The sequence below is a fragment of the Haladaptatus sp. SPP-AMP-3 genome, from assembly GCF_049568665.1.
In the GTDB taxonomy this organism is placed as follows: domain Archaea; phylum Halobacteriota; class Halobacteria; order Halobacteriales; family Haladaptataceae; genus Haladaptatus; species Haladaptatus paucihalophilus.
Genome location: NZ_CP145897.1, coordinates 472,039 through 490,376, shown reverse-complemented (window position 1 = coordinate 490,376; position 18,338 = coordinate 472,039). Strand labels below are relative to the sequence as shown.

At 63.8% G+C, this 18,338-nt stretch carries 16 protein-coding genes; 10 read left to right on the top strand and 6 right to left on the bottom strand.

What is annotated here, in order from left to right:
- Positions 1-58: 58 nt before the first annotated feature.
- From V5735_RS03020 to V5735_RS03005, 4 genes are read left to right on the top strand one after another with little or no spacing between them, the layout of a single operon-like run.
- Positions 59-274, top strand: a complete 216-nt coding sequence (locus V5735_RS03020; protein WP_423745018.1) for a DUF4177 domain-containing protein — start codon at positions 59-61, stop codon at positions 272-274.
- Positions 267-1,295, top strand: a complete 1,029-nt coding sequence (locus tag V5735_RS03015; RefSeq protein WP_423745016.1) for a hypothetical protein — start codon at positions 267-269, stop codon at positions 1,293-1,295. The genes V5735_RS03020 and V5735_RS03015 overlap by 8 nt, the downstream gene beginning before the upstream one ends.
- Positions 1,292-1,717 carry a twin-arginine translocation signal domain-containing protein gene (locus V5735_RS03010; RefSeq protein WP_423745015.1) on the top strand — a complete coding sequence of 142 codons (426 nt, stop codon included), beginning with the start codon at positions 1,292-1,294 and terminating at the stop codon, positions 1,715-1,717. The genes V5735_RS03015 and V5735_RS03010 overlap by 4 nt, the downstream gene beginning before the upstream one ends.
- A 55-nt stretch (positions 1,718-1,772) precedes the next feature.
- Entirely contained in the window at positions 1,773-3,134 is a 1,362-nt protein-coding gene (locus V5735_RS03005; protein WP_423745014.1) for a dihydrolipoyl dehydrogenase, read from the top strand.
- 150 nt (positions 3,135-3,284) lie between these two features.
- Here V5735_RS03005 and V5735_RS03000 read toward each other — a convergent pair whose 3' ends face one another.
- Together V5735_RS03000 and V5735_RS02995 are read right to left on the bottom strand one after the other, a co-directional pair.
- Positions 3,285-3,569 (bottom strand): hypothetical protein, encoded by a 285-nt coding sequence (locus V5735_RS03000; RefSeq protein WP_423745013.1) that lies wholly within the window; start codon positions 3,567-3,569, stop codon positions 3,285-3,287.
- Positions 3,570-3,677: 108 nt separating this feature from the next.
- Positions 3,678-4,346, bottom strand: coding sequence for a hypothetical protein (locus tag V5735_RS02995; protein ID WP_423745012.1), 669 nt, complete (start codon positions 4,344-4,346; stop codon positions 3,678-3,680).
- Positions 4,347-4,770: 424 nt separating this feature from the next.
- Here V5735_RS02995 and V5735_RS02990 point away from each other — a divergent pair, with 424 nt between their 5' ends.
- Together V5735_RS02990 and V5735_RS02985 are read left to right on the top strand one after the other, a co-directional pair.
- Positions 4,771-5,433, top strand: coding sequence for a TetR/AcrR family transcriptional regulator (locus V5735_RS02990; protein WP_423745011.1), 663 nt, complete (start codon positions 4,771-4,773; stop codon positions 5,431-5,433).
- Positions 5,426-8,140, top strand: a complete 2,715-nt coding sequence (locus V5735_RS02985; protein ID WP_423745009.1) for a phosphoenolpyruvate synthase — start codon at positions 5,426-5,428, stop codon at positions 8,138-8,140. The genes V5735_RS02990 and V5735_RS02985 overlap by 8 nt, the downstream gene beginning before the upstream one ends.
- A gap of 320 nt (positions 8,141-8,460) precedes the next feature.
- Here the strand turns inward: V5735_RS02985 and V5735_RS02980 are convergent, their stop codons facing one another.
- The gene (locus V5735_RS02980) at positions 8,461-9,225 is read right to left on the bottom strand and encodes an enoyl-CoA hydratase/isomerase family protein (protein WP_423745008.1); all 765 of its coding nucleotides are present in this window, start codon (positions 9,223-9,225) and stop codon (positions 8,461-8,463) included.
- Between the two features lie 54 nt (positions 9,226-9,279).
- Here V5735_RS02980 and V5735_RS02975 point away from each other — a divergent pair, with 54 nt between their 5' ends.
- The 3 genes from V5735_RS02975 to fdhF all read left to right on the top strand — a co-directional run bounded on the left by V5735_RS02975 (position 9,280) and on the right by fdhF (position 14,751).
- Positions 9,280-9,663 carry a PaaI family thioesterase gene (locus V5735_RS02975; RefSeq protein ID WP_423745007.1) on the top strand — a complete coding sequence of 128 codons (384 nt, stop codon included), beginning with the start codon at positions 9,280-9,282 and terminating at the stop codon, positions 9,661-9,663.
- A 186-nt stretch (positions 9,664-9,849) separates the two neighbouring features.
- Positions 9,850-11,403, top strand: a complete 1,554-nt coding sequence (locus V5735_RS02970) for an NADH-ubiquinone oxidoreductase-F iron-sulfur binding region domain-containing protein (RefSeq protein ID WP_423745006.1) — start codon at positions 9,850-9,852, stop codon at positions 11,401-11,403.
- Positions 11,404-11,463: 60 nt separating this feature from the next.
- Positions 11,464-14,751 carry a formate dehydrogenase subunit alpha gene (gene fdhF, locus V5735_RS02965; protein ID WP_423745005.1) on the top strand — a complete coding sequence of 1,096 codons (3,288 nt, stop codon included), beginning with the start codon at positions 11,464-11,466 and terminating at the stop codon, positions 14,749-14,751.
- Positions 14,752-14,798: 47 nt separating this feature from the next.
- Here the strand turns inward: fdhF and V5735_RS02960 are convergent, their stop codons facing one another.
- A complete protein-coding gene (locus V5735_RS02960; protein ID WP_423745004.1) occupies positions 14,799-16,547 on the bottom strand; it encodes an aldehyde ferredoxin oxidoreductase family protein in 1,749 nt (582 codons plus the stop codon).
- Positions 16,548-16,625: 78 nt separating this feature from the next.
- Between V5735_RS02960 and V5735_RS02955 the strand changes: the two genes are divergently transcribed.
- On the top strand, positions 16,626-17,243 hold the full coding sequence (locus V5735_RS02955; protein WP_423745003.1) for a molybdenum cofactor guanylyltransferase: 618 nt from the start codon (positions 16,626-16,628) through the stop codon (positions 17,241-17,243).
- Positions 17,244-17,376: 133 nt separating this feature from the next.
- Here V5735_RS02955 and yqeC read toward each other — a convergent pair whose 3' ends face one another.
- Positions 17,377-18,114 (bottom strand): selenium cofactor biosynthesis protein YqeC, encoded by a 738-nt coding sequence (gene yqeC, locus V5735_RS02950; protein ID WP_423745002.1) that lies wholly within the window; start codon positions 18,112-18,114, stop codon positions 17,377-17,379.
- 20 nt (positions 18,115-18,134) lie between these two features.
- Positions 18,135-18,332 carry a hypothetical protein gene (locus tag V5735_RS02945; RefSeq protein ID WP_423745001.1) on the bottom strand — a complete coding sequence of 66 codons (198 nt, stop codon included), beginning with the start codon at positions 18,330-18,332 and terminating at the stop codon, positions 18,135-18,137.
- Positions 18,333-18,338 lie beyond the last annotated feature (6 nt).

The window sequence follows — 18,338 nt, the reverse complement described above, 5'->3', positions numbered from 1 at the left end:
CTACCCGACAGTTCGGGGCCACAATTCTATTCCTTCCCTCCCCCGAAGAAAACCATCCATGGCGAAACGAGCGACCGAGCGGTGGGAATACCACACCATCAGGCCGCCGCGGGGAAGCACGAAAAAGGAATCCATCGACCCCGAAAACGACCTGAACGACCTCGGCGAAGACGGCTGGGAGTTGGTGACGACCATCGAATACGTCGGCGGCGGGACGAAGTATCTCGTCTTCAAGCGACCGGCATGGAGGGATGACGACAACGAGAATGAGTGACCGAGACGACAACGGCGACCAAATCAGCACCGCGAACACGATGCGCGAGCGGGCGGGCGAGAGCAGAGCAAAGCTTTGGGTCGTTCTCGGCGCGAAACGACTGTTCGTAACGGGCGCCATAGTCCTGCTCTTTTTCGTCGCGTTCGTCATCACCGGGACGTTCCTCTACCCGCCCCTGCGGTCCGAGATAGCGAAAGCGGACACCATCGAGACGATGTTCTCGACCATGCTCGGCGCGAACATCACCGCGACGACGCTCGTCGTCACTATCACGCAGTTGGTTATCTCACAGGAGAACGGTCCGCTCGGCGACCAGCGCGGACGGATGAGCGACGCGATGGACTTCCGGAACTTCGTCGGCGAGATGCTGGGCCACACCACACCGTCCGACCCGTCCGCGTTCTTGAGCGAGATTATCGACACGACCGAGGAACGAGCGAACGAACTCCGGAACTCCGTCGAACGGGACGGAAACGAGGAACTGCGCGGCGAACTCGACGAGTTCATCGACAGTCTCACGGGCAACGCGGATACCGTCAAAGAACAACTCGACGGCGCGACGTTCGGCACGTTCGACGTGCTGTTCGCGGCGCTCAACTTCAACTACTCGTGGAAGATATTCCACGTCGAACGGATGCGCGACGAGTATCGGGACGACCTCACGGACGACCAGTATCGACTCTTCGAGCGGTTGAAGACCTCGCTGGCCATGTTCGGTCCCGCACGCGAACACATCAAGACGCTCTACTTCCAGTGGGCGCTCATCGACCTCTCGCAGATGATACTGTACGCCGCGATTCCCGCGCTGTTCGTGGCGGGTGCGATGCTCGCGTTCGTCGGCAGCGGGACGTTCACGGGAACGACGTTCGGGTTTTCGGACATCCTGCTGATCGTCGGTGCGGCGTTCAGCGTCACGCTGGTTCCGTTCATGCTCCTCGTCTCGTACATCCTCCGTATCGCCACGGTCGCCAAACGAACCCTCGCCATCGGGCCGCTCATCCTACGGGATTCACAGCGATGACGGGGAACGACGACACGAACGAAGGGGAGAACCGACGCTCACGTCGAGCGTTCCTCGGTGCGGCGGCCGCCGCGGGAGTCGTCGGAACGAGCGGGTGTCTGACCCTCAGCCCGACGGTCCGCGTCACGGGCATCGAGGATTCGACCGTGTTCAAAACGGTCTCCGTCAGCGAACCGTGGGCCAGCGGTCGCGTGAGCGCAAAAGTGAGCCTCACGCCGCCAGCGACGACGGAATACGGCGTTCGGACCCTCGTGGTTATCAGTTCGAGCGGAAGCGAGTTCGATACAGGGAGCGTCTACAGCGGCCAAACGTCGAAGAGCGTCTTCCTGCCCGTCGGAAAATCCACGCTCACCGCCGTCGATTTCGACGGGAAGACGGTCGATTCGGTGTCCGTGACGGTCGGCGGCGACCGGCTCCTCTAGGGAACGCCTCGGGGATTCTTGACCCTCCTCGTCGTACGGAGTTCGGGTGAACGGAATGGAAGAGTTCGATGTCGTCGTTATCGGTGGGGGAACCGGAAACAAAGTGGTGCTCGCGGCCGCGAACCGCGGACTGGACGTGGCGCTCGTCGAACGAGGGTCTATCGGCGGAACGTGCGTCAACCGCGGCTGTAACCCGTCGAAGACGTTGATTCACCGGGCGGACGTGGCGGAAACCGTCGGGCGCGCGGGCGAGTTTGGCATCGACGCCGACCTCGAACGAATCGATTTTCCCCGCATCGTCCACGAGGTGACCCGAGCGGTGGACGGAAAATCGCGCGGAATGGAACGAACCGACGAGGAGCGCGAGAACGTCACGCTGTTCCGCGACGACGCGCGGTTCGTCGGCGAGCGAACCCTCGACGTCGGCGAGAAGCGCATCCGTGGCGAAAAAGTCGTCGTGGCCGCCGGAGCGCGCCCGTCGATTCCGCCCATTGACGGCATCGAGGACGTTGACTACCTCACGAGCGCCGACGCGCTCCGACTCGACAGTCAACCCGACCGACTGGTCATCGTCGGGGGCGGCTACATCGCCGCGGAACTCGGCTACTTCTACGAGGCGCTGGGGACGGCCGTCACCATCATCGGCCGGAGCGACGTGCTCGTCCCGAACGAGGACCGCGACGTCGCGGAGACGTTCACCGAAATCGCCCGTCGCCGCCACACGGTTCACGCGGGCTACGAGGCGACTGCGGTCTCCCAAGCGGATGGACGCGTGACCGTCACGGCGACCGCCGAGGACGGCGAACCCGTCGCGGTCACGGCCGACAAGATGCTGGTCGCGACCGGGCGACGGCCGAACACCGACCGACTCGACCCGGAACGAGCGGGAATCGAACTCGACGACCGGGGCTACGTCGAGACGAACGAGTTTCTGGAGACGAGCGCAGAAAACGTCTGGGCGCAGGGCGACGTCATCGGGACCTACGAGTTCAAACACGCCGCCGACCACGAGACGAAGTACGTCGTGAAAAACGCCCTCGACGGAGAGCGAGAGGCGGTCGAGTATACGAGCATGGGCCACGCGATTTTCACGTCACCGCAGATCGCCGGAACGGGAAAAACGGAACAAGAGTTGGCGGATGCGGGGCGGGAGTACGCCGTCGGTCGGTGTGCCTACCGGGAAACGGTGATGGGTAACGCGCTCAAGGACCGGGACGGCTTCGTCAAGGTGCTCGCCGACCCCGACGGGGGCGTTCTCGGCTGTCACATCATCGGTACGGACGCCTCGACGCTGATTCACGAGGTCCTTCTCGCGCTGGCGAGCGGGTCCGGAACCGTCGGCGACGTGACCGAGACGATTCACATCCACCCGTCGCTGAGCAAAGTCGTGTTGAAAGCGTTCGAGGACGTCGAGTAGGTGCGCGTTCCTCGTGGATGTCGGCGGAGAATCACTCGGGACGCCAGAATCGGTAGCGTCCGAAAGGAGTCAGTCGTCGTATCGTGACGGTTGAAATACCGGTTCGTTTCGAATGACATCTTCAGCGGCCGGTTCACGTGGACGGGTCGCTTACGACGTATCTCCCGCGACTTTCCGCACTCGTTCGCCGGACTCAGCCATTCGCGGTTGCGGCGTGGGTTCCGTACACCGTTCCTCTTCGCCGAACCGTATCGACGTGTGATGGCCGTCGGACCGCTGCGCTCGTTCCTCGATAGTTATCCCGTCGAGAACGCGGTCGCCGATAGTCTTCGGGAGGGTGGACGCTTCGTACGCGTCGTCTATCGTCGGAGCATCGAGGGTGCGGCGGACGGTGCTCCCGTCTCTGAACGTGTAGGTGACCAACCAGGGGGACATGTGGACTCACCAATAGTTTCCACCACGTCTGGTGAAAGCTTTGTGGTGTCCGACAGTGCGATGAACTGAAAATTGTCGAATAGTAATAATACGGGAATAAAGACCGATTTACCGCGACCGTCCGGGGGAGAGCCGCCGCAACCGAACGTGGGATTTCAGGCGGCGATGGCGGCGATACTGGATCAGGACGCCCGACCCGACGAGGAGGAGCCAGAGCACCTCGTTCGTCCCGAGCATCGCCCACACGTCTGCCTGAAACACCGGGAGGACGTTCCCCCACTGGCGCGCGAGTTCTTGGAGGATGGTCGCCCCGAGGAGGCTCGTCACGACGGTCAGGAACGGCAGGTAGAATCGCCAGACGAGAATCCCCGTGACGCCGCCGACGAGCAGCGACCCGACGAGCGGGTCCGCGGCCCCGTCGAGCACCGGGAGGGCTATCGTTCCGACTCCGCCCGAACCGAACGACGCGTACGCCGCCGAGGCGGCGGCGAGGGCGCTCCCCCCGACGATGGCGAACCGCTGGGCGGAGTGTGCCACCCGACTTCCGATGAGGCCGCCGAGGAGGGCACCGACTAGCGACACGAACAACAGGTTCGGCGACGCGATGCCGAATGCGGGGGCGAGGGTTCGAGCGGCGAAACTGCCGAACAGGGCACCGCCGAGACCGCCGACGAGCGAGGTGAGTTGCGTCACGAAGGAGTAGCCGAAGTAGGTGAACGCGAACCCGACCCCGACTGCCAGCGCCACGACGGTAGCGGTAAAGAAATCTGGGACCATCGGTTTTCGTATTTCGTACCGTGGGCCTCCATTCCGTTAAATCACTCGGTGGAAATTCGTCGAAATGTCGCTCGTCGGGATGTATTCGTCGAAGTGTCGCTCGTCGGCTATTCGTCAGTCCGTGCCATCGTTCGAACCGATACCGACCGAAGATGGCGACAGGCGGAGTCTTCTCCGAAAATTCTGTGACGCTGAATCGTTCGCGGACACCTCCTGTGGGAACGGATGCCGGAATTGCTAAACGGGATTTCTCCACGCGGACTTTCATCCTCGCTCCCGGCCAGCGCTACGAGATGCATTCTATCACCGGCCTCCGAGACGGGGACGACCCGATATGAATATTTGAACGAAATACTCAAATATTCAGATAGCACATATCCAATCGTCACGAACCAGGTCGTCCCATCGAAGCCCACCACAAACTATGCCTTCATTTTCAGCGGAAAAACGAGAACGAGTCCGAGAATCGCTCCGTGATACCGGTCGAGAACTGTTCACCCGACAGGGAATACGCAAGACGACGATAGCGGAACTCACTGAACCGGCGGACATCGGCACCGGTACCTTCTACCAGTATTTCGACTCCAAAGAAGCGCTCTACATCGATATCTTAGAGCAAGAGAGCAAAGAAGTAATCCCCCGATTGTTGGGGAAATCGTTTCGGGCACACGACGACCCGGAGACTGCCATCGCGGCACTACTCGAACAGTCTCTCAGCGAGATGGAGTCCAATCCGATATTCCACCGAGTCCTCGTCGAAGAACAGGAACTGACCCGTGTACGCGAACGGATTCCGGACGAAGAAGTGTCCGAGAAACGAGAGGGCGCTATCGACTTCTTCCTTCCTCACATCGAGGGATGGTACGACGAAGGGAAAGTTATCGGACCGGACCCGGAAACGATCGCCCATACGATCAGGGCTGTCGTTCGGTTGGCCCAACAGAGAGAGCGAATCGGGGAAGAACGATATCCCGCGGTTCGAGAGACGCTCATCGCGGCCGTCGCGGCCGGACTGACGCGAGAACAGGACTCCGTGGGGAACCCTCCGTCACGAAGGCAGGACTCCGTGGAGGACTCCCATGAGTGAACTCGGCGGAGAACGGGTGGACGACCCGACCGTCGTCTCGTTGACCGACCCCGAAGCGACTGACCGTGAACTCGTCGGCGGGAAAGGAGCGAATCTCGCCCGGCTAGCGACGTCGGGGTTTCCGATTCCGGATGGGTTCTGTGTAACGACCGCCGCATATCAACGGCTCATCGATACACCGACGAGAGCGGCGATTGCTTCGCTCTCCGAATTCGAGCCGACGAATTCAGAAGCGATTGCAGACGCCGGTGCGACCGTGCGGAGGAAGATACGGGCGTTGGAGTTCCCGGACGAAGTTCGGAACTCCATCAGGAGAATGCTCACGACGGACGAAACGTCCTCGACGTACGCGGTACGGTCGAGTGCGACCGCCGAAGACCTCCCCGAGGCCTCGTTCGCCGGGCAACAGGAGACGTTCCTGAACGTACGGGGTGAGGATGCGGTCATCGACCGCGTCCGTGCCTGTATGGTGAGTCTGTTCACTGACCGGGCAATCGCGTATCGAGCGGAGAACGGAATCTCGCACGAGGAGGTCTCGCTCGCCGTCGTCGTCCAGCAGATGGTTTCTCCGGACGTCTCGGGGGTGCTGTTTACGGCTAACCCGATGACGGGAAACCGTCACGTTTCGTCCGTCGAAGCCTGTCGCGGTCTCGGCGAACCCCTCGTCTCCGGGGAGGTGAATGCGGACGGCATCAAAGTCGATGCTCGCACGGGCGAAATCCTCTCCTACGAGGCAGGAGACCAGCGGATTTCGGTTCGTCCCCAACCCAGCGGAGGCACGGAGACGGTCGAACTCCCGAGCGCCGACCAGTCGAGTCCGGTGCTCACCGACGAACAGGTACGGGCGTTGGTCGAGGTCGGAAGAGATATCGAAGCACTCTTCGACCGACCGCAGGACGTCGAGTGGTCGTTGGCGGACGGCGACGTCACTATCCTTCAGGCCAGGCCGATAACGTCGTTGTTTCCGCTTCCCTCTCCCGCTCCCGCCGACGACCGTCTTCACGTCTACATCAGCATGGGGCACGGACAATCGTTCGCCGAAGCGATGCCGCCGCTCGTTTTGGACGTCTGGAAATCGTACGTTCGAACGATGTTCACCGAGTACGGGTTCGACCCCGATACGCGGTGGGCAGTCGAGGCGGGCGGGCGCATCTACATCGACGTCACGAGTCCGCTCCGGTTCGGGCCGATGCGCAAACGGTTTCCCGAGAGAATGGGTGAGGCGAACGAACAGATGGGTGCCGCTATCGGTGACCTCCTCGACAGACGGAGTGAGGAGTTTCAGCGAGACCGGACCCTCTCGGAACGAGTCGCTTCAGTACCCACCGCCGCGAGTTCGGCGGGTTCCCTTCTGAAGAAACTCCTTCCACAAATGAGAACGGTGTTCGATGGGTCGTTCAGCGCGTTCATCGGTGAACCGGTATCCCCGGAGCGAGAGCGAGCGAGATGGGAGACGTGGGGGAAGAACGTCGCCTCTCGGGTACGGAGACCCGACGACACTGCTGGGCGAGTTCGTGCCATCTTCGACGTCCCGAGAGCGGCCACGCGGTTCCCACCGATGGGAGGGCTCATCGCGGGGACGGTGGCACAGGGAATGCTCGAAGAACGATTCACCGACGCTCCTGCGGACGTCAATGCCCTCGGACGAGGGTTGCCGCACGAGATGCTGACGAAAATCAATCTCGGGATTAGCGACCTCGCGGACGTTGCGCGCCAGTACCCTCACGTGGTTGACGCACTGAATCGGCGCGCGTCACTCGATGAAATCGAATCGGTGGAGGGTGGTGAAACGTTCCGGTCCGCCGTTACCGCGTTCCTCGACACCTTCGGCCACCGCGCGACGGGAGAACTGGATATTAGCCGTCCCCGGTGGCAGGACGACCCCTCCGTGTTGCTCGCCATCGTTCAATCGACGGTTACTTCGAGTGAAAAGCGTGACCACCGCGACCACTTCAGAGAATTGGAACGGGAGGCAAACGCGGCGGCTGAACGCCTCGAACGACGGGCCGGTCAGCGATTCCTCGGTTCGTTCCGCTCACGACTGGTGCGGCAACTCATCCGTACGTATCGCGGTGGCATCCAGACCAGGGAGTATCCAAAATACGGTGTGGCCTACTTTCTGACGGCGTGGCACGAGGTGATACGGGATGCGGGCCAGATGTTGGCTTCGAACGGAGCGCTATCTACCCTCGAGGATGTGTGGTTTCTTCGGAAGGAGGAACTATTCGACTTGATCGACGGTGAATCCGTCGACGTCGATGTCGCCGCCCGACGCGCCGAGTTTCGACGTCACGCCTCGATGGACGCACCGCCCGTGTTGACGAGCGAGGGTGAAGCTCTGAGAGGTGAGGTCACACGCGAGGAGGTTCCAGAAGGAGCGCTCGTCGGAACTGGTGTTTCGGACGGTGCCGTCGAAGGAGTCGCTACGGTCGTGCGGAATCCCAGTGACGAGACGATCGAAAAGGGTGAGATTCTCGTCGCACCATCTTCCGACCCCGGTTGGACGCCCCTCTTTCTGAATGCAGCGGGCGTCGTCGTGGAGGTGGGTGGGCAGATGAGTCACGGTTCCCTCGTCGCACGAGAGTACGGGATTCCGGCGGTCGTCTCCGTCCGTAACGCAACCCAGCAAATACGGTCGGGGCAGCGGATTCGTGTCGATGGAACGAACGGGATCGTCGAACTAGTAGAAAAGCAGTCGGAGTGGTAATACCGCAGACCCGCCGTTCGCCCTTTCATTCTACCGACATCCCGCACGACGAGGCGCACTCGCCGTCGTCGCCCGGGAAAAACACCATCAGACGCGCAGGGATTCTGTTCACTACCCACCCTGCCGCTGGCGATGCACCGTCGCAGTCATCGACGCGGTATTCGCCCCGGCTATTCCAACCGCGGAGACTCCGTTTCTATAGAGCGAAATATGATTTATCCGTTCGAAATTCGGCACGCTCGTCCGACGAAATGAGAATCGATTCGTCAAAAAGCACCGAAAAATTCCCGAATACCACACGGCGACCCGACACCTCTCCGCTATTCGAACTCCGGTTCCCGTCCTTCCAAAAACGCGGCGACACCCTCGATGTGGGCGGGCATGTCGTAGGCTTGCGACTGCACCATCGTTTCGTAGTCCAGCGCTTCGCGCCAGTCCTTGCCCAGGTTCTCGTGCAGGGCTTGTTTGCCCAGCGCGATGGTGTGGGTCGGCTGGTCCGCCAGCGTGTCGGTCAACTCCATGACCCGGATATCGAGCTGTTCGTCCGGGACGACTTCGTTCACCACGTCCAGTTCGTCCGCCTCCTCGGCCGAGATGAGTTCGCCGGTGAAGGCGAGCTCTTTCGCCTTTCGGAGGCCGACGAGTCGCGGGAGGAGGAATGTACCGCCCATGTCGGGAATGAGGCCGACGTTGATGAACGACGCCGCGAACCGCGCCGATTCCGTCGCGTAGGCGAAGTCGGCCGCCGTAACGAGCGCCATCCCCGCACCCACCGCGTCCCCGTTGACCTTCGCCACGACCGGCACCGGTGCGGTCAGCACCTCGTGGACCACGCGGGAAAGGGTGTCACGAACGCGCTCGTAGGCTTCCCGGACGTTCTCCTCGCGTTCGGCCATCGACTCGATGTCGCCGCCCGCGCTGAACGCTTTCCCTTCGCCGGTCAGTACGATAGCGTCCTGTTCTTTCGGGTCGCTTTGGGCGAGGATTTCGGCGAGTTCGCCCGCCGCGTCGGGCGTGAAGGCGTTCCGAACCTCCGGGCGGTCGAACGTGATGGTCCTGATTCCGTCGTCGTCGGAAACGTGCATACCTGAGAGGGTCTCCCCACGTACATTTAATTACTCCCCGCGTCCAGTCGTGGTATGGACATCGAAGCGTTCTTCGAAGGCATGCCGTTCGCGGACCTGCTCGGCGTCGAGGTGACGGAAGCGGCGGACGGACACGCCGAGGGGCGACTCGAGATGCGCGAGGAACTGTCGTGGAACCAGGACCGACTCGTGGCCCACGGCGGCGTCACGTTCACCCTCGCCGATACCGTCGGCGGCGCGGCGCTCGTCTCGCTCAACGACCAACCGGTGCCGACCATCGACATGCGAATCGACTATCTGAGCGCTGGCACGGGCGACCTCTACGCCGAGGCCGACGTGGTTCGAAACGGGAGCAACGTGGGAGCCGTCGACGTGAGCGTCTACGACGAGGACGACGAACACGTCGCGGAAGCGCGCGGCGTCTACAAAACGGGGTGAAACGATGAAGCGATGCCGCTCTCTCCTCGTCATCATGCTCGCAATCGCGACCGTCGCGCTCGCGCTCCGCCGACGAAGGCAGTCGCGCACACAACTCGAACCGCCGTTCTAACGCGGTCGTTCGTATCGTCGTGTCGGCCTGCCGGTCATAATCTTTTATCGGCTGGCTGTAATAGTACATCGGGAATGGGAACTTCTGATTCGCCCGCACTCGATGCACCGATTCTTCGCGTTTCGGCTGGGGCGGGGCGCGAGGACGCGGAAGCGGTGCTCGACAGTGCACGTGACGCGGCGGAAACGGTTGCGGTTGCGAACGTCGGTCCGGTCGGAATCGAGGAGTTGACGCCGCTCGTGGTGACCACGGCCGACGGAACCACCGCGCTTCACGCGAACTGCACCCCCGAGCGAGCCCGAACCCTCGTCGAATCGCTGGAGGACGGCACCGTCGTCAAGGAGGGCGCACACGCGGTCGTGACCCACGACGAGGAGCAGGCGACCTTCCCGGTGCCGGACGACGGGCCGCTGTCGGTCGGTCGCCGGGACGTCCTCGAACGGTGCGGCTGGGTGGACCCGACGACCGCGGAGGGCTACGAGGAGTTCGTCGCGGCGGAGGCCGGTGCAGCCCCGGAAGCGGTTATCTCACGGGTCGAAACCGTCGGCTTGCTCGGGCGGGGGCGCGGGGATGCGCGGATGGACGAACCGGTCGCCGAGGAGTGGCGGACGGCCCGCGAAACCGACGGCGACCCGGTCGTCGTCGTGAACGCCGGGGAAACAGACGACAGAAACGCCACTGACCGGACACTGTTGGAGGCCGACCCCGTGGCGGTGCTCGACGGCGCGACGGCGGTCGCTACGGCCATCGGTGCGGAGGATATCGTTGTCTACTGCCCGGAATCCGCCCTTGGAACCCGTGAACGCGTTCGTGAGGCGATGACCGCGTTTAGCGACACCGACGCCGCCGAGGGTGTGACGATTCGCACCTTCGCCGCCCCGGACATGTACATCGCGGCGGAGCCGACGATGGCCCTCGAAGCACTGGAGGGTAACGACCGGTTGGAGGCCCGCCTCCGCCCGCCATCTCCCGGCGAGCACGGATTGTACGGTCGGCCGACCATCGTCCACACGCCCCGCACGTTCGCACAGGTTCGACGAATCCTGCGCGACTCGGACGCGTTCGACTCGGACGACGCCGACCCCGGAACGCGACTCCTGACCGTGACGGGTGACGTAACCGCCTCCACGACCCTCGAACTGCCGACCGGCGGCAGCCTCGAAACGATTCGGGAGGCCGTCTCGGTCGATAGCGAGTTCAAGATGGCGTGCGTCGGCGGGCGGTTCGGCGGCGTCACGCGCTCGCTCGACCACACGCCGAGCGCCCCGGCACTGACCGGCGCACGCCTCGGAACCGACGGCGTTGTCGAACTCTTCGACCAGTCACGGTGCGCCGTGGCGACCGCCGGAACGCGAGCGCGGTTCGCCGAGGAGGAAAACTGCGGGCGCTGCGTTCCCTGCCGCGAAGGCTCGAAGCAGTTGACAAACCTGCTTCGGGATATCTATTCCGGCGAGTTCAAGGACGACATGCTCCGCGAACTCGCCCGGACGATGCGCGAGACGAGCATCTGCTATTTCGGACGGTCGGCGTCGCGGCCCGTAACGACTGCAATGGACGAATTCGAACCGGAGTTTCACGCACACGCCGAGGGCCGTTGTCCGACCGGCACGTGCGAGGAAGTACAGTAATCGTGAGAGCGACACGAGCGTTGCAAACGCAGCGCGGACGACGAGAGGCGACACCACAAAATGAGTTCAGACGAGCAATCAGGAATCGAAGACACTGCTCCGGCCACACCCAAACCCGGTGTGCCGGACATCGAAGACCCGCGACCGAGCACGCCGCTGACCGAGGATTTCGTCACCGGGACGGCGAACGACCCCGACCTCGGTTCGGACGGCGATGGAATGAATCACGTGACGGTGGACGGCCACCCGATAGCCGTTCCGCCGGGTTCGACGCTCATCGACGCCATCGACGCGGTGGAGACGGACGGCCACGTCCCGGCGCTCTGTCATTACGACCGGGACACCGAGCAGGGCGACAACATTGGTCCGCGCTCGGAATGCCGGACGTGCATGGTGGAGACGGACGAGCACGGTTTGGTTCCGTCCTGTAGTTTCCCCGCGGAGGACGGCCTGACGGTCCGAACCGACGCCGAAGAAGCGGCGAACGCCCGCGACGTCAACCTCGATTTGGTGCTCTCGAATCACAACCTCCGCTGTACGACCTGCGGGAAGAACGGTCGCTGTGAGCTACAGGACACCTCCATCGAGAACGGCGTCGAGGAGCCGCGGTACGGCGTATTCGAGGACCGCGACGAGTACGAACCCATCGACGACACGTCGGCCGCCATCCAGATAGACCGGAACAAGTGTATCCTCTGTAACCGCTGTGTCGAGGCCTGTAACGACGTGCAGGTCGAGGGCGTCCTCCGAATCGAGGGGCAAGGGCAAGATACCCGAATCGGCTTCCAGAGCGACGCCGAAACGATGAGCGATTCGACGTGCGTCTCCTGCGGTCACTGCGCCACCGTCTGCCCGACGGGTTCGCTCGTCGAACAGGGGCTGACCGACTCGGCGACCATCCCGCTCCCCGGATTCAATCAGAAGAACTCCATCGGGAAGACCATCGAGGTGGACCACGCCGAAACGTCCGATACGTCCTCCGCGCCGAACCGGAACGTGCCCGGCGAGCGCGACGAGGAAGAGCTCTCCGGCGTCGCGCGGTTCATGGCGAAGGCGAAGGGGAAAGCGCGGGGAACCGGCGAGCGCGCGAAGAACGAACTGCTCGAAGAGGCCGAACACGTCGCCGAAAAATCCGCCTCCGAGACGCTGAACATCGGGCAGATGTTCGATGTGGCCGAACTCGTCAGCGGCCCGCGCCTCTCCGGCGTGACGAAAGCCGAGACGACCTGTAACTACTGCGCTGTCGGCTGTCGGTTCGACCTGTACGGCAAGGACGGCGAAGTGCTCGGCGTCCGACCGGCGGACGAGGACGCGACCCCCGCGAACGACTTCTCGACGTGCGTGAAGGGCAAGTTCGGATACGACTTCGTGAACAGCCCGAACCGCCTGACCGCGCCGCTCATCCGCGAAGGCGACGAGTTCCGCGAGGCGACGTGGGAGGAAGCCCTCAACAAGGTGTACGAGGGGTTGTCGAAGATACGCGAGGAGACGGGCGACGACGCCATCGCCGTCACCTCCTCCTCGAAGTGTACGAACGAGGAGAATTACCTCGCTCAGAAGTTCGCCCGACAGGTGTTGCACACGAAGCACGTGGACAACTGCGCCCGGCTCTGTCACTCCTCGACCGTGGCCGGACTCCAACAGACGCTCGGCTACGGCGCGATGTCGAACCGCATCAACGAGGACATCGGGAAGACCGACTGCTATCTCATCACCGGGTCGAACACCACGGGAAGCCACCCCGTGCTGGCGACGCGAATCAAGCAGAACGTCGACGACGGCGCGGACCTGTTCGTCTTCGACCCGCGCAAAATCGGTCTGTCCGAGCACGCGAGCCAGTACACGCAGACCAAACCCGGCGAGGACATCGCGTGGATAAACGGCATGGTGCGATACATTATCGAGAACGACCTCCACGACGAGGCGTTCATCGAGGAGCGCACCAAGCACTTCGACGAACTGAAGGAGAAGGTTCAGCCGTTCACTCCCGAGAAGGTCGAAGAACTCGCGGGCGTTCCCCCGGAGGAACTCACGAACGCGGCCGAAACCATCGCCGAGGCCGACACCTGCATCTTCGGCTGGGCGATGGGGATGACCCAGCACGCCCACGGAACGCGGAACGTCATCGCGCTGACGAACCTCGCGCTGGTGACGGGCAACCTCGGGAAACCGCGCGCCGGTGTGTCTCCCTTCCGCGGCCAAAACAACGTGCAGGGCGGCGGCGGCGACATGGGTCCGGCACCGCACACCCTGCCGGGCTATCAGGACCTCTCGGACGACGACGCGCTCGACAAGTTCGAGGACGCGTGGGGCGTCAGACCGCCGGACGAAATCGGTCTCCGGTTGCCCGAACAGTACGAGGCCATCACCGAGGGTCACATCAAGGGCATGTTCATCATGGGCGAGAACCCCGTGCTCTCGGAACCCGACATCCGCGAGGCCGAGAACGCAATCGAGGAACTCGACTTCCTCGTCGTACAGGACATCTTCCTCACCGAGACGGCCGAGTTCGCCGACGTGGTGCTCCCAGCGGCGTCGAACGCCGAGAAGTCCGGAACGTTCACGAACACGGAACGGCGCGTCCAGCGCGTCCGTCCCGCCGTCGAACCGCCGGGAGAGGCGAGAACCGATTCGGACATCCTCGCGGACCTCGCCGGTCGGTTCGGCTTCGACTGGGACTACGACGGCCCGGCGGACGTGATGGACGAAATCAACGACCTCGTGCCGATTTACGGCGGCGTCACCTACGACCGTCTCGAATCCACGCCGGAAGGACTTCAGTGGCCCTGTGAGGACGAGGACGACCCCGGAACGCCGTTCCTGTACGAGGACGAGTTCAACTTCGACGACGGCAAGGCCCGGTTCGTCCCGGCGGACTACGGCGGCCCGGTCGAACTCCCGGACGAGGAGTACCCGCTGATGCTCACGTCCGGGCGAGTGCTCTACCACTGGCACACCGGCACCATGACCCGCCGCGTCGAGGTACTGATGGACCACGTGCCCGAGAGTTTCGTCACCGTCCACCCGGAGATGGCCGACCGACTCGGCGTGAAGGACGGCGAGTACGTCCGCGTCACGTCCCGTCGCGGGGACATCGTGACGAAGGCCAACGTGGAGGAAACCTCGGACCCCGGCGTCGTCTTCATTCCGATGCACTTCGCGCACGGGGCCATCAACGAACTCACCCAGCACGCGCTCGACCCGACGTCCTACATCCCCGAGTACAAGGTGACGAGCGTTCGAATCGAACCGCTCGGCCCGGACACCGACGAGGACCCCCTCCCCGTCGAACCGCCGACGGGAACGCTCGAAGGAAGGCCCGGAGAGCAGACGACGGGCGACGACTGAATCGAGGGACACACCACCGGAAACGACCACCGAGCGCAAAAACGGACCTACTCCTTCCCGACGGGGGTTTCGTCGTCCACGACCGAATCGAGTCCCAACCGGGAGAGTAGCGAACGGGTGGGCCGCCCCGTTTCGTCCCAGCCGCGTTTTTCGTAGTAGACCGACAGCAACCGCTCGAACTCCTCGGGGTCGAGTCGCGCCCCGTCGTTCGGGCCGCCCCGCAACGGTTCTGCGAGCATCGCCGGGAGCGCGTCGTCCTCCCGGTCGAATCCTTCGCGGGCGTTGAACAATCGAGTCAGCGCCCAGACCCGCTCGCCGACCCGACGAAGCTCGTCCGCCGACAGACCGATTCCCAACCCGTGCAACCACTCGACCCCGCCCTCGTTCCACAGCGCTTCGCCAGCGAAGTCGTCCACGACGAGACTCCAGAGCAGCGACCGCAAGTCCTGCTCCTCGATGACCGCTTCCGCCCGGCGCTCGTGGGTCCACGACCCGGCCGCGAACACCTCTTCGAGGACGGGACGCGCCCGGCGGTGGCAGGCCCCACGGTCGCTGGTTGCGTACGCGAGCGCCATCGCGGGAGCGCCGCGGGGGTCGTAGGTCGGCAAATCCATCGCCTTCACCGTCGGAACGAGGGTTTCACCGCCGTACCGCGCCGCCGCCGAGTCCACCCCCTCTGCGAGCACGTCGCCGAGTTCGGACGAGCGATACGCGATTTCCTCCAAGAGGTCGCGCGCCGCCTCGTCGTCGCCGAACTCGATGTCGCGGGAAAGGACGTCTTCCGTCGCCGCGCGAATCGTCCACGCGACGGCGTTGCCCGCGCTGATGAGGTCGATCCCGAGGTCGTCGCACGCCGCGCCGAGCACCGCTACCGCGTCGAAATCGTCGATGCCCAACCCGGACCCGAGCGAGATGGCGGTTGCGCCACGGGGTACCGTTTCGCCCTCGCTACTCTCGACGCGGAACCCACCAGCCACCTCGTCGTCCGGATTCTCCCGCCCGACGGCCCGTTCGCGCGCGCTCTCGATGCCGATGCCGTCCGCGCCCTCGAAGGACCCTTCCTGCCACCCTCTCGTCGGGAGGACGCCGACTTCATCGGCGAAATCGACCGTTTCGAGCGTTTCGCTCGACGCCTGCCACCGACCGATGTCGGTGCTCCCGTAGTTCGACTCCGCCTCGCCACGCCGCGGTTCGCCGACCGCGACGACGGCTTTCATCCCTTTCGACCCCATGACGGCACCGGCACCGCCGCGCCCCGCGTGGTGGTCCCCGCCGTCGGACGCGACCGTTGCGTATCGAACCTCCCTCTCTCCCGCGGGACCGATGCAGGCCGTCGGTCGGTCGAACGCGTCGCACGTTTCCCCGACCGTCGAACCCCACAGTTCGTCGGCCGGTGCGACCGTCGCGTCCCCGTCCTCGATTCGAACGGAAACGGGGTCGGCGGACGCGCCCGTAAACAGCACGCCGACGTGGTTCCCCAACGCGGCGGCGAGGTGGTCCGGAAACGACCCCCCGGAGTAGGAATCCAGAAACGTTCCGGTGAGCGGCGATTTCGTGACCACCGCGTAGCGCGGCTCGCCGGGTTCGGTGCCCGTCAACGGCCCGAGCATGAACAGCAGGGCGTTTTCGGGTCCGAGCGGGTCGATACCCGCATCCAATTCGTCGTAGAGATATCGCGCCGCAAGCCCCTTTCCGCCGACGAACCGCCGCGACCACGAGGCGGGGACCGGTTCGCTTTCGACTCGGCGAGACGAGAGATCGATTCGGAGAAGCCAAGCGGAAGATGGAGACGCCATTCGTTTCGAACCGAGGGATTGCATGCGGAAAATCCCCTCGGCCACAGAAACTTACCCGCTCGCCACGTACGAAAAACCATGCCCGCAGGTGTCGTCATCGCCGGAGGTCGCTCGACTCGATTCGGGGAATCGGACAAAGCGGTCGCTCCGCTCGCGGGAGTTGCGATGATTCGCCGCGTCGCCGACGAACTCGTCGATGTCGTCGACGAACTCGTCGTCAACTGTCGGGAAGACCAGCGCGCGGCGATCGACGACGCCATGAGCGACTACCCGCTACCCGTTCGCTTTGCCATCGACACCGACCCCGACACCGGACCGATGGCCGGAATCCGTACCGGACTCGCGGCGTGCGACCACGACTACGCCGTCGTCGTCGCCTGTGACATGCCCTTCGTGGACCCGGCAATCGTCTCGTACCTGTTGAATCGAGCGGACGGCTACGACGCCGCCGTCCCCCGGCTCGACGACGGCTGGTTCCACCCCACGCACGCCGTGTACCGCCCGGACCCCATGGTCGAGGCGTGCGCCGCCGCCCTCGCCCGCGGCGAGCGACGAATCGTCGAACCGCTGTTCGAACTCGAATACGTCGTGGTCGAGGAGGACGAACTCCGGGAACACGGCTCGCTCGACTCCTTCGAGAACGTCAACACGCGCGAGGAGTTCGAACGCGCCGAAACTCGACTCGAATCGCCCTGAGGTTTATATCGGAGAGCGCGGCTACACCCGCTATCCGCCACAAAGCGCCGTGAAGCGACCCGCGGGAGTACGGCACACCGCTTCACGTCCGGCCGTGCCGTCTGTTCGCCATACGGGTTTCCTGTATCTCAACCTACTCGTGCTCTCGTTCGACGACCGCAACCACGGGTTCGTCCGCCGTCATCCTCGTGAGGACGACGCGGGAAACGTCCGCACTTGCCAGCACTTGCTCCGCAATGTCTCGTCCCACTGCTTCCAACTCCCCGTCGTCGACCATGTTCACGACCGGAACCACCGTCGCCCCCTCGGGAACGTCCTTCATCCCGCCGCGCTCGCTCGACAGCACGGTAGCCACGTCTGACGCACGCAGTTCTTTGCCCGCTTCGCACCCCGTGAGCGACGCCACTCGCTCCGGTCGATGGACGAACTCCTCGGTCAGCGGCTTGCCGACGACGCGGGCGCTCGCAATCGGAACGACGACGTCGGCGTTCGACGGGAGCTGCGGTTCGCGGTCATTCGGTGCCTTCAGAAGCCGCGTCCGCGCGCCGTCCGCCTTCACGAGAACCGGCGCGTCGGTCCGGTCCCGAAGCGACACCACCGTCTCGGTATCGTATCCTCGATAGCGGTCGGGTCGCTCCTGTTCCGGCACGACCCCAACGGGCCATTCCTCGACCCGCTGGAGTGTTTCCCCCGGTGCGTCAGTGACGACGACTTCCCGAACGTGACTATCGAAAATGGGGATTCGGACCGTCGCCGTGACGACGGCCCTGTCGAGATGGGACGCCAGCGTGTACAGCGTCGATTTCTTCCCACCCGCTCCAACGACACAGAGGAGCCCGGAATCCGCCGAGAGTGCCGTAACGAGGTCCATGTGAGCAAATCGAACGGACGCTATTTCGAACTACTGGATTCCGAACGGGAGTCAGTCTCGTCCAAAACGAGCAACGGAATCAACACGAACAGGAGGAATCCGGTTGCGTAGCCGAGAACGGCCGCTCCGTCCGGGAGAACGTGGGCTTGCGAGATGGAAAGATAGCCGAAGACGAGGAGGATAATCTCCGGCCGCCAGGGGACGTCGGGCGTGGACACGGGTGG

What these genes read in the sequence shown, in the direction of transcription:
- V5735_RS03020 (WP_423745018.1), top strand. Translation starts at nt 59, where the DNA reads ATGGCGAAACGAGCGACCGAGCGGTGGGAATACCACACCATCAGGCCG.
- V5735_RS03015 (WP_423745016.1), top strand. Translation starts at nt 267, where the DNA reads ATGAGTGACCGAGACGACAACGGCGACCAAATCAGCACCGCGAACACG.
- V5735_RS03010 (WP_423745015.1), top strand. Translation starts at nt 1,292, where the DNA reads ATGACGGGGAACGACGACACGAACGAAGGGGAGAACCGACGCTCACGT.
- V5735_RS03005 (WP_423745014.1), top strand. Translation starts at nt 1,773, where the DNA reads ATGGAAGAGTTCGATGTCGTCGTTATCGGTGGGGGAACCGGAAACAAA.
- V5735_RS03000 (WP_423745013.1), bottom strand. Translation starts at nt 3,569, where the DNA reads ATGTCCCCCTGGTTGGTCACCTACACGTTCAGAGACGGGAGCACCGTC.
- V5735_RS02995 (WP_423745012.1), bottom strand. Translation starts at nt 4,346, where the DNA reads ATGGTCCCAGATTTCTTTACCGCTACCGTCGTGGCGCTGGCAGTCGGG.
- V5735_RS02990 (WP_423745011.1), top strand. Translation starts at nt 4,771, where the DNA reads ATGCCTTCATTTTCAGCGGAAAAACGAGAACGAGTCCGAGAATCGCTC.
- V5735_RS02985 (WP_423745009.1), top strand. Translation starts at nt 5,426, where the DNA reads ATGAGTGAACTCGGCGGAGAACGGGTGGACGACCCGACCGTCGTCTCG.
- V5735_RS02980 (WP_423745008.1), bottom strand. Translation starts at nt 9,225, where the DNA reads ATGCACGTTTCCGACGACGACGGAATCAGGACCATCACGTTCGACCGC.
- V5735_RS02975 (WP_423745007.1), top strand. Translation starts at nt 9,280, where the DNA reads ATGGACATCGAAGCGTTCTTCGAAGGCATGCCGTTCGCGGACCTGCTC.
- V5735_RS02970 (WP_423745006.1), top strand. Translation starts at nt 9,850, where the DNA reads ATGGGAACTTCTGATTCGCCCGCACTCGATGCACCGATTCTTCGCGTT.
- fdhF (WP_423745005.1), top strand. Translation starts at nt 11,464, where the DNA reads ATGAGTTCAGACGAGCAATCAGGAATCGAAGACACTGCTCCGGCCACA.
- V5735_RS02960 (WP_423745004.1), bottom strand. Translation starts at nt 16,547, where the DNA reads ATGGCGTCTCCATCTTCCGCTTGGCTTCTCCGAATCGATCTCTCGTCT.
- V5735_RS02955 (WP_423745003.1), top strand. Translation starts at nt 16,626, where the DNA reads ATGCCCGCAGGTGTCGTCATCGCCGGAGGTCGCTCGACTCGATTCGGG.
- yqeC (WP_423745002.1), bottom strand. Translation starts at nt 18,114, where the DNA reads ATGGACCTCGTTACGGCACTCTCGGCGGATTCCGGGCTCCTCTGTGTC.